The organism is Novosphingobium sp. 9 (genome assembly GCF_025340265.1).
Taxonomy (GTDB): domain Bacteria; phylum Pseudomonadota; class Alphaproteobacteria; order Sphingomonadales; family Sphingomonadaceae; genus Novosphingobium.
This window is the reverse complement of sequence record NZ_CP022707.1, coordinates 2387144-2400430: the sequence shown is the minus strand read 5'-3', so window position 1 is coordinate 2400430 and position 13287 is coordinate 2387144. Positions and strand designations below refer to the sequence as shown.

Below are 13287 nucleotides of genomic sequence, written 5' to 3'. Positions count from 1 at the left end.
ACGAACGGAGTGGGGAGAGGGGGCTGATGCTCATGTCGGCATGTGTGCTCGACTGCGCTCGACACGAACGGGAGAAATGAACCTGAACCGCTGTGAATCCACACTCACCTCCGTTCGTGTCGAGCGCAGTCGAGACACGCAGTCCCCGGCCTCTCGACCGGGGGCTGCGCACGAACCTCAGCCCAGCGCGGCTTTCACCCAGGCGCTGGCCTTGCCGGTGTCGATCTCGGCGCCGTGGCGTTCCTTGAGCAGGCCCATGACCTTGCCCATGTCCTTCATGCCGGTGGCGCCGGTCTCGGCCTTGAGCGCCTCGATCACCGCCTTGGTTTCTTCCTCGGTAAGCTGGGCGGGGAGGAAGGTCTCGATCACCTCCAGCTCGGCCTTTTCCTCGGCGGCCTTTTCCGGGCGACCGCCTTCTTCGAACAGCTGGATCGATTCGCGGCGCTGCTTCACCATCTTCTGGAGAACCTCGATCACCATCGCATCGTCATCGGGCGCGGTCTCGGCGGTGCGCAGTTCGATATCGCGGTCCTTGACCTTGGCGAGGATGAGGCGGACGGCGGCGAGGCGGGCCTTGTCTCCGCCCTTCATGGCGGAAATCTGCGCGGCCTTGAGCGAATCGCGGATCATGGGTCTGAATGCTTCCTGTTGCGTGCCGGATGGCGGGAATGAACGAGATAGTGCGGATGCGGTCATGCTTGCGGCAATTTGTGGCTTTGCGCGCTTGACGCACCCGGCGCTCGTCTCTAGCGGCTGAGCCTTAGCACACATATCCTGAATGCCGTCAACGGAGCGACCCTACTAATGGCCGACGCCGCATCTTCGCACGCCCCCAAACCCGATGGCGCCACCGGCGTTCTCGTCCTTGCCGATGGGCATGTCATCTGGGGGCGCGGTTTCGGCGCAGTGACCGCAGCGGTGGGCGAAGTCTGCTTCAACACCTCGATGACCGGCTATCAGGAAGTGATGACCGATCCGTCCTATGCGGGCCAGATCGTGACCTTCACGTTCCCGCATGTCGGCAATGTCGGCGTCAACGACGAGGATCTCGAATCGCAGGTCGACGGCGCGGTGGGCTGCATCGTGCGCGAAGACGTGACGCTGCCTTCCAACTTCCGTTCGCGCGGCGAATATGGCGAATGGCTGGCCGCCAAGGGCAAGGTCGGGATCTCGGGCGTCGATACCCGCGCGCTGACCCGCCGCATCCGCCTGTCGGGCGCACCCAACGCAGTGATCGCACATAGCCCGGACGGCACTTTCGACATTCCCGCCCTGCTGGAGAAGGCACAGAGCTGGCCGGGTCTGGAAGGCATGGACCTTGCCAAGATCGTCAGCCGCGAGATTCAGGAGGGCTGGGAAGGCTCGACCTGGACGCTTGGTCAGGGCTTTGGGGGCGAAGGCTTCGGCGCAGGTGAGGGCGAGACCCGCCCGCATGTCGTCGCGATCGACTATGGGGCCAAGGACAACATCTTCCGCAATCTGGTGAAGGCCGGTGCGCGCGTTACCGTGGTGCCTGCCGAGACCACGCTCGATCAGGTTCTGGCGCTGGAGCCTGCCGGTGTTTTCCTCTCGAACGGCCCCGGCGATCCGGCGGCGACCGGCGTCTACGCCGTCCCCGTGATCCAGAGCCTGCTGGAGCGCGACATTCCGGTGTTCGGCATCTGCCTTGGCCACCAGATGCTCGGCCTTGCCGCTGGCGCCAAGACTTCCAAGATGCATCAGGGCCACCGCGGCGCGAACCATCCGGTCAAACGCCATGCCGATGGCGTGGTCGAGATCACCTCGATGAACCACGGTTTCGCGGTCGACAACCAGACGCTGCCCGAGAATGTCGAGGAGACCCACGTCTCGCTGTTCGACGGCTCGAACTGCGGCATTGCGATCAAGGGCAAGAAGGCTTTCGGCGTGCAGTACCACCCCGAAGCCTCGCCCGGCCCGCAGGACAGCTTCTACCTGTTCGAGAAGTTCGTGGGGATGCTGGGCTGATGGCGGCTCCCGTAAATCCAGTTCCGTCGACCGAACAGGTCATCGAGCAGCATTTGGCGGAATGCGGCCTCGATCGGGCTGGTTTTACGGTTAGATACGAGCCTGATCTTCAGAGCATTGAGATCGTCATAGGCCCGAAGGCGAAAGCAACGAACGATCAGTTCGCGTGCATTCAAAAGGCAGTCGGTTATGAAATACTGACTTTTTCTAATGGTGCGATGCAACGTGCCTATCTCGATTATACCAATGAGCTTGCGCGACCCCAAGTGCTGGCGATGGCAAGGTCGCAGCTGGAAAAAGAAGGTCTCCTCGCTGATTTTCCGGAGCGGCAGAACTTCGACAGTACGAGCCTCTATGCGCAAGCTTTGGAGAAGCACTGCAAGTTGGTTCCGGGCAAGGCTTTGACGACGTCCGGAAACGATATCGCGTTTCAACCCAATCCTGAGGAAGCCCTGAATATGAAGGCTTTCACTAAGAAATATTCATGCCTTCTCCTTGCCATGCAATACGCTGGCGCTCTGGAGCGGGAGGTGAAGTTCGGCTTCATCGGAAACGAAGCATACTCGGAAGAAGGCCAGTAATGCCCAAACGCACTGACATTTCCTCGATCCTCGTCATTGGCGCGGGGCCCATCATCATCGGCCAGGCGTGCGAGTTCGACTATTCGGGCACGCAGGCGATTAAGGCGCTGAAGGAAGACGGCTATCGCGTCATCCTGGTGAACTCGAACCCCGCCACGATCATGACCGACCCGGACATGGCCGATGCGACCTATGTCGAGCCGATCACCCCCGAAGTCGTCGCCAAGATCATCGAGAAGGAGCGCCCCGATGCGGTGCTGCCGACGATGGGCGGGCAGACCGCGCTCAACTGTGCGCTGGCGCTGTTCAACGACGGCACGCTGGAAAAGTTCGGAGTCCAGATGATCGGCGCCGATGCCGATGCCATCGACAAGGCCGAGGACCGTCAGCGCTTCCGCGATGCGATGGACAAGATCGGCCTCAATTCGGCGCGCTCGGGCGTGGCGCATACACTGGACGAGGCTTTCGCGATCCTCGAAACCACGGGTCTGCCCTCGATCATCCGTCCCAGCTTCACCATGGGCGGCACCGGCGGCGGCATCGCCTACAACAAGGCCGAGTTCGAGGCGATCGTGCGCTCAGGGCTAGATGCCTCGCCCACCACCGAAGTGCTGATCGAGGAATCGCTGCTCGGCTGGAAGGAGTACGAGATGGAGGTCGTGCGCGACAAGCACGACAACTGCATCATCATCTGCTCGATCGAGAACGTCGATCCGATGGGCGTCCATACCGGTGACTCGATCACCGTCGCCCCGGCGCTGACGCTGACCGACAAGGAATACCAGATCATGCGCAACGCCTCGATCGAGGTGCTGCGCGAGATCGGCGTTGAGACCGGCGGTTCGAACGTACAGTTCGCGGTCAATCCCAAGGACGGTCGCCTGATCGTCATCGAGATGAACCCGCGCGTCTCGCGGTCGTCGGCGCTGGCGTCGAAGGCCACCGGCTTCCCGATCGCGCGCGTCGCCGCCAAGCTGGCGGTCGGCTACACGCTCGACGAGATCACCAACGAGATCACCGGCGCGACGCCTGCCGCGTTCGAGCCGACCATCGACTATGTCGTCACCAAGATCCCACGCTTCGCCTTCGAGAAGTTCAAGGGCGCCGATACCCAGCTGTCCACCGCGATGAAGTCGGTCGGCGAGGTCATGGCGATCGGGCGCAACATCAAGGAATCGATGCAGAAGGCGCTGCGCGGTCTGGAGACCGGGCTCGACGGCTTCAACCGCGTGGTCGAACTGGAAGGCGCCGGGCGCGACGTGATCGTGGCGGCGCTGTCGAAGGCGACGCCGGACCGTCTGCTGGTGGCCGCACAGGCCTTCCGCGAAGGCTTCAGCGTGGATGAGATCCACGCCATCGCCCACTACGACAAGTGGTTCCTGCGCCACATCGAAGAGATCATCGCTGCCGAGGCCGAGATCATGAAGCACGGCCTGCCGGTCGATGCGCAGGGTCTTCGCAAGCTGAAGGCCATGGGCTTCTCGGACAAGCGCCTTGCCACGCTGGCCGTGCGCTCGGTGGGCGTCGCGGGCGGTCTGGGCGAGACCCAGGCCAAGCGTTCGGGCCTGCTGCACGATGCGCTGCGCGCCATGGCCGGGGCCACCAGCGAGGACGAAGTGCGCAAGCTGCGCGAGAAGCTGGGCGTGCTCCCGGTGTTCAAGCGCATCGACAGCTGCGCCGCCGAGTTCGAGGCGGTGACGCCCTACATGTATTCGACCTACGAAGTCCCGTTCTTCGGTGAGCCCGAGAACGAGGCGATGCCGTCCGACCGGAAGAAGGTCGTGATTCTCGGCGGCGGTCCGAACCGCATCGGGCAGGGCATCGAGTTCGACTATTGCTGCGTCCACGCCTGCTTCGCGCTGTCGAAGGCCGGGTTCGAGACGATCATGGTCAACTGCAACCCCGAGACCGTCTCGACCGACTACGACACGTCTGACCGTCTCTACTTCGAGCCGCTGACCGCCGAGGACGTGCTGGAAATCCTGCGTGTCGAGCAGCAGAACGGTACGCTCGTGGGCGTGATCGTGCAGTTCGGCGGCCAGACGCCGCTGAAGCTCGCGCAGGCGCTGGAAGACAACGGCATCCCGATCCTGGGCACCTCGCCCGACGCCATCGACCTTGCCGAAGACCGTGAGCGCTTTGCCGCGCTGGTCGAGAAGCTGGGCCTGCGCCAGCCTGCCAACGGCATCGCGCGCAGCCGCGACGAGGCCGTCGCGGTCGCCAACCGCATCGGCTATCCGGTGCTGATGCGCCCCAGCTACGTGCTGGGTGGCCGCGCGATGGAGATCGTCGACAGCGAGCAGCAGCTCGACAACTACATCGCCACCGCGGTGAAGGTTTCGGGCGATTCGCCGGTGCTGATCGACCAGTACCTGCGCGATGCCGTGGAATGCGACGTCGATGCGCTGTGCGATGGCGATCAGGTCGTGGTCGCAGGCGTCATGCAGCACATCGAGGAAGCGGGCATTCACTCGGGCGACAGCGCCTGTTCGCTGCCGCCCTACAGCCTGCCTGCCGAGATCGTCGCCGAGATGGAGCGTCAGGCCGAGGCTCTGGCCTTCGGCCTTGGCGTGCGCGGCCTGATGAACATCCAGTTCGCGGTAAAGGACGGCGAGGTCTACCTCATCGAGGTGAACCCGCGCGCCTCGCGTACCGTGCCGTTCGTCGCCAAGGCGCTCGGCCAGCCGGTTGCCGCAATTGCCGCGCGCGTCATGGCGGGCGAGAAGCTGGCCGACTTCCCGGCGTTCAAGCGCGATCTCGATTATGTCGCGGTCAAGGAAGCGGTGTTCCCCTGGGCGCGCTTCCAGGGCGTCGATCCGGTGCTCAGCCCGGAGATGAAGTCCACCGGCGAAGTCATGGGAATCGATCGCGATTTCGCGACCGCGTTCCTCAAGGCGCAGCTTGGTGCAGGTATGCGTCTGCCCGAAAGCGGCAACGTCTTCGTCTCGGTGAAGGACGGCGACAAGGCGCTGATCCTCGAAGCGGCGAAGGAACTGGTGGCCAATGGCTTCAAGATCATCGCCACCTCGGGCACGCAGCGCTACCTCGCCGACGCCGGGCTTCCGGTGGAACTGGTGAACAAGGTGGCCGAAGGTCGCCCGCATATCGTCGACCGCATCGTCGATGGCGATATCGCGCTGATCTTCAACACCACCGAAGGCTGGCAGAGCCTGAAGGACTCGCAGTCGATCCGTGGTTCGGCGCTGACCGGCAAGGTGCCGTACTTCACCACCGCCGCTGCCAGCCACGCTGCTGCACAGGCGATTTCTGCAATGCGCGGGAGCCAACTTGAAGTGCGCTCGTTGCAGGATTATTATAGCTGAAATCGATCTTGCTTCCCCACATCGCTGCAGATCGGCCCGGCCCCTGATTGACGGGGCCGGAGCGGGCAGTCGTCGCAGCCTTGAAGGTGGGGAGGCAACAGGAGGAAGATTGTAGAATGGCAAGTGTCGAAAAGCTGCCGATGCTGGCGGAAGGCTATGAAAAGCTTGCCGCCGAGATCAAGGCGCTGCGCGAAGAGCGCCCCCGTGTCGTGGACGCGATCGAGGAAGCGCGCGCGCACGGTGACCTTTCGGAAAACGCGGAATACCACGCCGCCAAGGAGCGTCAGGGCCAGATCGAGGCGACTCTCGCCGATCTGGAAGACAAGCTGAGCCGCGCACAGATCGTCGATCCGGCGATGCTGACGGGCGACAAGATCATCTTCGGCGCCACTGTGACGCTGCTGGATGATGACGATCACCCGGTGAAGTACCAGATCGTAGGCCCGTATGAGGCGGACGCGAAGGTCGGACGCATCAGCTACAACTCGCCGCTGGGCAAGGCGCTGATCGGTCGCCGGGCCGAGGACGAGGTCGAAGTGACCGTTCCTGCGGGCGACAAGTTCTATCAGGTGCAGAAGATCGAATTCATCTGAGTTCGATCTCTCGAAGCCTCAGGCAACAAAAAAGGCCGGCGGAAACGCCGGCCTTTTTTGTTGGGATGTCGAAGCGATCAGGCTTCGGCTGTCTCGGGCTTTTCGAGCAGCTTGTGCAGCGGCACGACGACGTACTTCATTTCGGCATCGTCAACCGTGCGCTGGGCATTCGCGCGCCAGGCTTCGGTGGCCGCCGCGAGGTCCGGGAACACGCCAACGACGTGCAGGGCGTTCAGGTCGACGAAATCGAGGCCGCGGGGGTCCTTGACCCGGCCGCCCATCACGAGGTGAAGTTTCTGCTGCTGCTGCATGGAAGTTGGCCGCTTTCCTTCTGTGGGAGATTGCGGCCCCTATATGGTTTGCATTTCGACCCGGCAAGACCACATTGCGGGAATTGACCGCCTATCCAATTGCGCGTGATGCAATCGAATAGGCGGTGAGCAGTCGGTAAGTCAGTCGCTCATGGCCTTGCGCACGGCGCGGGCGCGCTTCATCGCCTCCGCACCGCGTTCGGCAGCATCGTCGGCAAGGCTATCGGCGAGGTCATGGGCGCGATGCGCGGTAGTCTTGGAAAACGATTTGGCGGAAGCGAGCAGGGCGGTGCCGAACTTGCCGACGCGCTGGGCGGCCTTGCTGCCGTATTCCTCGGCATGTTCGCGTGCGGCCTCGCGGAAGTCTTCGGAGTCATCGATCAGCTTGCGGGCACGGCGCGAGGCATGGGCGCTGAACGTCTTGCCGAAATCCTCGGCGCGCTCTTCGGCATCGTGGCCGAAGGTCAGGGCGGCGGCGCCTGCGGCCTTGGCGGCACTGAAAGCCTTCGAGGCGACACGCTTGCGCAGGCCGCGCGGCATCAGGGCCGTGGCCAGCACGCCGACCGCGATGCCGCCTGCCACCAGTGCAACCGGGTGATCCTTCACGAACGCGACCACCTTTTCGGACGGGCGCGCTTCGGGCTTCACCGTCTCGATCGGATTGCCGTGGATCGAGGACACGACGCCGGTGGTCGGCGTGCGGGTCGCTTCGCTAAGGACGGGTGTGTTCAGGTCAGGCTTCTTCATCGGGGGCCTCCTTCTCGTTCTGTCTGTCTTCGTACCATTGCGCCACACCGCCAAGGCCAGGAATATGGCTCATTAGCGTGAGCAACGGGCTTCGCAGGAACCAAACCACAATCAGCCCCAAGGTTCCGGCAATTGCGCCGGGATGACGCGCGGCGAGTTCCACCGCCTCGTCGAACAGGTCGGCAGCAGGCTCGGCCACTTCATCGAGGATGCGCCCGGCGATCCCGCGCTGTTCGTAGTCCGCGCGCAGATCGGCAACGCGCGTATCGAAGGCGGCGCGGGCGCGGTCTCGCTCGGCCTTGTCCTGCAGGAACTGGCGACGGAGACTGCTCATTCGTCGCCTCCCTTGCCGCGCAGCGCTGAAATCAGTCGCTTGACGCGCGATCGTGCCGACAGCGCACACAACGCCGCCAGCACCAGCAGCCCCAGCGTGACGGTAGCCATCGCGCCCCATGGCGTCAGCAGCGGGCCGAGCGCGATGACCAGCCCGACGACCAGTGCCATGAACGCGAAGAACCCGAATATCGCCGCCATGATCAGCATGGCGACGACATTGCGCGTTTCCGCCCCGGCATAGGCCGCGCGGCTTTTCTGGAAGGCGATCTCGGCCTGCGCGAGGTCGAACGTCTCGTCGATCAGGCCGCGCAGGTCTTCGACGAGCGTTACCTCGTCATCCGGCTCCTGATGGAAAGGGGGCAGGGCGGGCGATTCGATTGCATCATCGGTCATCGTCGGGGCTGGGGTATCGGGACTGAGGCCAGCCTCAGCCCTTCTTGAGCACGCGTCCGATCATGTACCCGGCGGCCATCGCCATGCCGAGCGCGAGCACCGGGCTGGTGCGCACGAACTCCTTGGCATCGTTGCCAAGGTCTTCGAGCGATTTCTCGTCCAGCTTGCCCGCTGTATCCTTCATTGCCTGCGAGGTGCTGCGGGCATAGTCGCCGTAACGAACCCCGACCTTGTCATCGATGGTGTCGAGATTGTCGTCGAGCAGCTTGCTGAGCCCGACGATCGCCTGGCTGGTGCGGGTCTTGCCTTCGTTTGCCAGATCCACGGCTTTCTCCTTGGCTTGTGCTGCATAGCCGTCGGCCTTGGTCTGGGCGTCGGCGGTGCGCGCCTTGGCTTCGGCGCTGAATTCGGCGGTGGAGGCTTTCAGCTTCTCCCGATAGCTGTCGGTCACGGCCTGAAGGCCGGCCTTGGCCTCTTCCATGGCCTTGGTGAAGTGAGACTTGGCGGCGGCGTCTGCCGTCGAAGCGGTCGCGTCGGTTTCGGCCATAGTGTCTGTCCTTCCTCGATTGTTGCGGTTTCCCGTGGGATTTCATTGCATTGCCATGCAATCCCAAGAGTGCCGGAGATATGTACCATAACGCACATTGATCGTCAGGGGTACACATCTTGTCCCTCAGGTGTTGCAACGCAACTTGCCTCGCGAAGTTCCCCTGCTAAACCGCGCAGGACCGCGCCTTCAGAGCGCCCTAGAGGAGACACCGAGACAATGACCGCGATCATCGACATCCACGGCCGCGAAATCCTGGACAGCCGCGGCAATCCCACGGTTGAAGTCGACGTGCTGCTCGAAGACGGCAGCTTCGGCCGCGCCGCCGTTCCCTCGGGCGCCTCGACCGGCGCGCACGAGGCCGTCGAACTGCGCGATGGCGACAAGAGCCGCTACATGGGCAAGGGCGTGCTCAAGGCCGTCGACGCGGTGAACGGCGAGATCGCCGAACTGCTCGTCGACCGCGACGCCGAAGACCAGCGCGACGTGGACCTTGCCATGATCGATCTGGACGGCACCGAGAACAAGGGCCGTCTGGGCGCCAACGCCATCCTCGGCGTGTCGATGGCGGTGGCCAAGGCTGCTGCCAACGCGCGCGGCCTGCCGCTCTATTCGTACATCGGCGGCGTTTCGGCGCATGTCCTGCCGGTGCCGATGATGAACATCATCAACGGCGGCGAACATGCCGACAACCCGATCGACTTCCAGGAATTCATGGTCATGCCGGTGGGCGCCGATTCGCTCGCCGAAGCGGTGCGCTGGGGTTCGGAAATCTTCCACACGCTGAAGAAGGGCCTTGCCGAGAAGGGCCTCGCGACGGCTGTTGGTGACGAGGGCGGCTTCGCACCCAACATCGCCAGCACGCGGGCAGCGCTCGACTTCATCGGCGCCTCGGTGGAAAAGGCGGGCTTCAAGCTGGGCAGCGATGTCTATCTGGCGCTGGACTGCGCCGCGACCGAGTTCTTCAAGAGCGGCAAGTACGAGATCAGCGGTGAGGGCCTCTCGCTGTCCCCGATCGAATTCGCCGACTACCTTGCCAAGCTGACGCAGGACTATTCGATCATCTCGATCGAAGACGGCATGGGCGAGGACGATTTCGAGGGCTGGAAGGCGCTGACCGACAAGATCGGCAACAAGGTCCAGCTGGTGGGCGACGATCTGTTCGTCACCAACCCCAAGCGCCTGACCATGGGCATCGAGCAGGGCCTGGCCAACTCGCTGCTGGTGAAGGTGAACCAGATCGGCACCTTGACCGAAACGCTGGAAGCCGTCTCGATCGCCAATCGCGCCAGCTACACCGCGGTCATGTCGCACCGTTCGGGCGAAACCGAGGATGCGACCATTGCAGACCTCGCCGTTGCCACCAACTGCGGCCAGATCAAGACCGGCTCGCTCGCGCGTTCGGACCGGCTCGCCAAGTACAACCAGCTTATCCGCATCGAGGAAGAACTGGGCTCGGCCGCCCGCTACGCCGGCAAGGCCGCCTTTGGTCGCCTCAAGTTCTGAGGATAGAATGTATCCGGGTAGCGCCCCCAGAAGCGGCGCTACCCGGATACAAACGCGCAAGACGCCCTGTGCGGAGGAGTTCAGGGTGTCCGCGCGGTTCTGAAAGTCTGTTTGAAAAATGCCTGCGGCGGCATTTTGGGTTCGGCACCGACCCTCTCCCCCCGCAGGATACTACCGTTGGGTGGTAGGGTAGGAGAGAGGGCCGGTGCCGCCAAATTCGGCTGTGCCGAATTTTCAAACGGGCTCTGCGCCGTGCGCTGTTCTCAGCGACCGCCTGCAACCGCGCTCTGTTTGGCGCCGTCGAGCAGCACGACCGAGCGTGAGGCTGCGCTGAAGTATTCCAGCATCGCCGCATAGCCCTTTGCGCTCAACTTCACATAGACCCTGCGGGCATCGCCCGGATCGGCCTCGCGAACCAGAAAGCCCTGCTTTTCGAGTATGGTGATCCAGCGCAGTGCGGTCGTGGACGGGACAGCCGAGCCGATACAGGCGCTTGTCACCGAGACGCGGCGGCGTTCCTTGATCGCGATAAACAGGTCCAGCAGGATATCCCAGGCCGGTTCGCCAAACAGGCTTTCCGACTGGAAGATCTTGGTTCGACGGCGCCGGTCGTCATAAGTCTGCCGTGCCAGTTCGACCCAGATCGGGTGGTCCTGCCCTGCCTCGGTTTTCGCAGGTGTTCCACTCCGCAAGAGAGGCGGCGTTGCGGCGGCGAGCATCACAGGTTCGGTCTGGCCGATTTCCAGATCACGGGCGAGCGCAAGCAATTCGTTGGCTATTCCGATCAGCCTTACCGCCTTGGCGCGATTGCGCATTACGGTTTCAGTGTTGTCCATGCCTGTCCCCCGTACATTGCCGATAGCCGCCCCCCGGCAACTGCGCGGCAATGCGCTTTTCAGATAATGCTCAGATAATGCAGTTGTCCCGATACGGACTCGAAACGGAGGACACCGCAGTGCGGTAGCGGCATCCCGGCCGTCTCGATGAAATCGTGAGCCTGTCGCCGATTATGCATTGTGCAGCGCAGTCGTCGCGCGGAGCTAAATCCGAAACGGTGATATTCTCTTTGTCAGGATCGGAGGGGTTTTATCCTTTGCGGAATCCTTGGGGGGTGTCGCTGCCGGGATGGGGCAGAGAAAGCGACAAAATCGGTCGCGGTAATGTCAGAGGCTTCATCTGCCTTGGTTTTCCGCTGCGCAGCAGGCGCCTTTTGGCGCTGCTCCATGCAGGTGGACCGCCGGAAGAAAGGTCAAATTACATCGATATCGGTGATATTTTCTCGTATTTACGGACTATTACCTATCCCATTGATTCCGCACGAAGGCGACCCGGATGTGTGTTGCGGGGGAAGCCTCAGGCAGAGGGCTTCAGGTCGCCGTAAAGCCAGGGTGCCGTAACGCCGCCATCCATCAGGAAATCGCTGCCGGTAATGAACGCGCCATCCTGTCCCATCAGCAGCGCGCGAAGAGCGGCAACTTCGTCAGGCGTTACGGTGCGGCCCACGGGACTGCCCTGGATCATGCGGTTATAATAGTCAGCGCGCGGCCCGGTAAGCTCGTGCCGCGCCAGCGGGGTGATGACGATCCCAGCTCTGATCGCATTTATGCAGGCACCGCGCATGCCCCATACAGGCGCTTGCGCCCCTGTGAAAATCCGCTGTCTCGCCCAGGTGCAATCCTGTTTCATGAATGTGGTTGATAGGCTCATGCCAAAAGCGCCGCATTATCGGCTGCGACCACTCCACCTACTCTGTCGCGGCAGTCGCAGGTCGCGACCGCGATCATCGAAGGCATTCGAAGCGATTCGGACATGCCAGCCGCCTGCGGGAAGCGGGCTGTGATCGTTCCATTTCGATTTCAAGGATGCTTATGCCGACTTCCATCAAGGCCCTGGGGACACAGGGCTCCGACCAGCCGATCGAGTTGCTGACCATCGAACGTCGCGACTTGCAGCCGGACGATGTGCAGTTCGATATTCTCTATTGCGGCATCTGCCATTCGGACCTGCATCTGGCGCACAACGATTTCGGCGGCAGCCGGTATCCGATGGTGCCGGGCCATGAGATCGTCGGGCGCGTTACCGCTGTCGGCAGCGAGGTGAAGCGCTTCAAGGTGGGGGACATGGCCGCCGTCGGATGCATCGTGGATTCCTGCGGTACGTGTCCTGCATGTCATCGCGACCTGGAGCAGTTCTGCAGTGGAGAGGGCGGCACCAGCCTGTCATTTAACACGCCGGACAAGTATCTGGGCGGGGTAACGTTCGGCGGTTATTCGCAGGCCTATGTGTGCAAGGAAGCCTATACCCTGCATATGCCCGAGGGAATGGATCCGGCCGCAGGCGCTCCGCTGCTGTGCGCCGGGATCACCGTTTATTCACCGCTCAAGCATTGGGGCGCAGGAGCAGGCAAGGTCGTGGGTATCGTCGGGATCGGTGGCCTTGGACATGTCGCGATCCGCATTGCGAGAGCGATGGGCGCACATGTCGTGTGCTTCACCACGTCGCAGGGCAAGGTCGAGGATGCGAAGCGCCTTGGGGCACACGAAGCGGTGCTCTCGACCGATGCCGATCAGATGAAAGCGTTCGCCTCCAGGGTCGATATCCTGATCGATACCGTTTCGGCGCCGCATGACGTGAATGCCTATCTGAACCTGCTGGCGATCGACGGCAGCATGGTGCTTGTCGGCCTGCCCAATGAGCCGCTGCAGGTGGGCGCTTTCAATGTCGTGAAAGGGCGCCGCAGTTTCTCTGGCTCGAACATCGGCGGGATTGCCGAAACGCAGGAGATGCTCGACTTCTGTGCCGAACACGACATCGTGGCGGATATCGAACTCATCTCCGCAGACCGGGTGAACGAAGCCTACGAACGGCTTGAGAAGAACGATGTGCGCTATCGGTTCGTGATCGATATGGCGACGCTGGCCTGATGCGATGTTTCACTGCCTTGCGTCATGCAGGGCAGGGAAA

14 protein-coding genes are annotated in these 13287 nt (G+C 62.7%); 6 read left to right on the top strand and 8 right to left on the bottom strand.

What is annotated here, in order from left to right; genetic code table 11:
* Nucleotides 1-177 precede the first annotated feature (177 nt).
* Nucleotides 178-630: a GatB/YqeY domain-containing protein gene (locus CI805_RS11775; RefSeq protein WP_260923526.1), complete on the bottom strand. Its 453-nt coding sequence runs from the start codon at nt 628-630 to the stop codon at nt 178-180.
* A 174-nt stretch (nt 631-804) separates the two neighbouring features.
* On the opposite strand from CI805_RS11775, the gene carA reads away from it, so the two are divergent.
* From carA to greA, 4 genes are all read left to right on the top strand, one after another.
* The gene (gene carA, locus CI805_RS11770) at nt 805-1986 is read left to right on the top strand and encodes a glutamine-hydrolyzing carbamoyl-phosphate synthase small subunit (protein WP_260923524.1); all 1182 of its coding nucleotides are present in this window, start codon (nt 805-807) and stop codon (nt 1984-1986) included.
* A complete protein-coding gene (locus CI805_RS11765; RefSeq protein ID WP_260923518.1) occupies nt 1986-2567 on the top strand; it encodes a hypothetical protein in 582 nt (193 codons plus the stop codon). Before carA ends, CI805_RS11765 begins: the two co-directional genes overlap by 1 nt.
* Nucleotides 2567-5890, top strand: a complete 3324-nt coding sequence (gene carB, locus CI805_RS11760) for a carbamoyl-phosphate synthase large subunit (protein WP_260923517.1) — start codon at nt 2567-2569, stop codon at nt 5888-5890. Before CI805_RS11765 ends, carB begins: the two co-directional genes overlap by 1 nt.
* Nucleotides 5891-6006: 116 nt before the next feature.
* Nucleotides 6007-6483, top strand: coding sequence for a transcription elongation factor GreA (greA, locus tag CI805_RS11755; protein WP_260923512.1), 477 nt, complete (start codon nt 6007-6009; stop codon nt 6481-6483).
* 77 nt (nt 6484-6560) lie between these two features.
* Here the strand turns inward: greA and CI805_RS11750 are convergent, their stop codons facing one another.
* The 5 genes from CI805_RS11750 to CI805_RS11730 form a co-directional block, all read right to left on the bottom strand.
* Nucleotides 6561-6794, bottom strand: coding sequence for a DUF4170 domain-containing protein (locus CI805_RS11750; protein WP_260923510.1), 234 nt, complete (start codon nt 6792-6794; stop codon nt 6561-6563).
* Nucleotides 6795-6935: 141 nt separating this feature from the next.
* Complete coding sequence (locus CI805_RS11745; RefSeq protein WP_260923508.1) at nt 6936-7541, bottom strand: hypothetical protein; 606 nt, start codon at nt 7539-7541, stop codon at nt 6936-6938.
* On the bottom strand, nt 7528-7875 hold the full coding sequence (locus CI805_RS11740; RefSeq protein ID WP_260923506.1) for a hypothetical protein: 348 nt from the start codon (nt 7873-7875) through the stop codon (nt 7528-7530). Before CI805_RS11740 ends, CI805_RS11745 begins: the two co-directional genes overlap by 14 nt.
* A complete protein-coding gene (locus CI805_RS11735) occupies nt 7872-8270 on the bottom strand; it encodes a phage holin family protein (RefSeq protein WP_260923504.1) in 399 nt (132 codons plus the stop codon). Before CI805_RS11735 ends, CI805_RS11740 begins: the two co-directional genes overlap by 4 nt.
* Before the next feature lie 34 nt (nt 8271-8304).
* On the bottom strand, nt 8305-8817 hold the full coding sequence (locus CI805_RS11730; RefSeq protein WP_260923503.1) for a hypothetical protein: 513 nt from the start codon (nt 8815-8817) through the stop codon (nt 8305-8307).
* A gap of 219 nt (nt 8818-9036) precedes the next feature.
* Between CI805_RS11730 and eno the strand changes: the two genes are divergently transcribed.
* Nucleotides 9037-10323 carry a phosphopyruvate hydratase gene (eno, locus tag CI805_RS11725; protein WP_260923501.1) on the top strand — a complete coding sequence of 429 codons (1287 nt, stop codon included), beginning with the start codon at nt 9037-9039 and terminating at the stop codon, nt 10321-10323.
* A 263-nt stretch (nt 10324-10586) separates the two neighbouring features.
* Here eno and CI805_RS11720 read toward each other — a convergent pair whose 3' ends face one another.
* Together CI805_RS11720 and CI805_RS11715 are read right to left on the bottom strand one after the other, a co-directional pair.
* Entirely contained in the window at nt 10587-11159 is a 573-nt protein-coding gene (locus CI805_RS11720; protein ID WP_260923499.1) for a winged helix DNA-binding protein, read from the bottom strand.
* 517 nt (nt 11160-11676) lie between these two features.
* Nucleotides 11677-11943, bottom strand: coding sequence for an SDR family oxidoreductase (locus CI805_RS11715; RefSeq protein WP_260923498.1), 267 nt, complete (start codon nt 11941-11943; stop codon nt 11677-11679).
* A gap of 248 nt (nt 11944-12191) precedes the next feature.
* Between CI805_RS11715 and CI805_RS11710 the strand changes: the two genes are divergently transcribed.
* Nucleotides 12192-13247, top strand: a complete 1056-nt coding sequence (locus CI805_RS11710; protein WP_260923496.1) for an NAD(P)-dependent alcohol dehydrogenase — start codon at nt 12192-12194, stop codon at nt 13245-13247.
* The last annotated feature ends 40 nt before the right edge of the window (nt 13248-13287 follow it).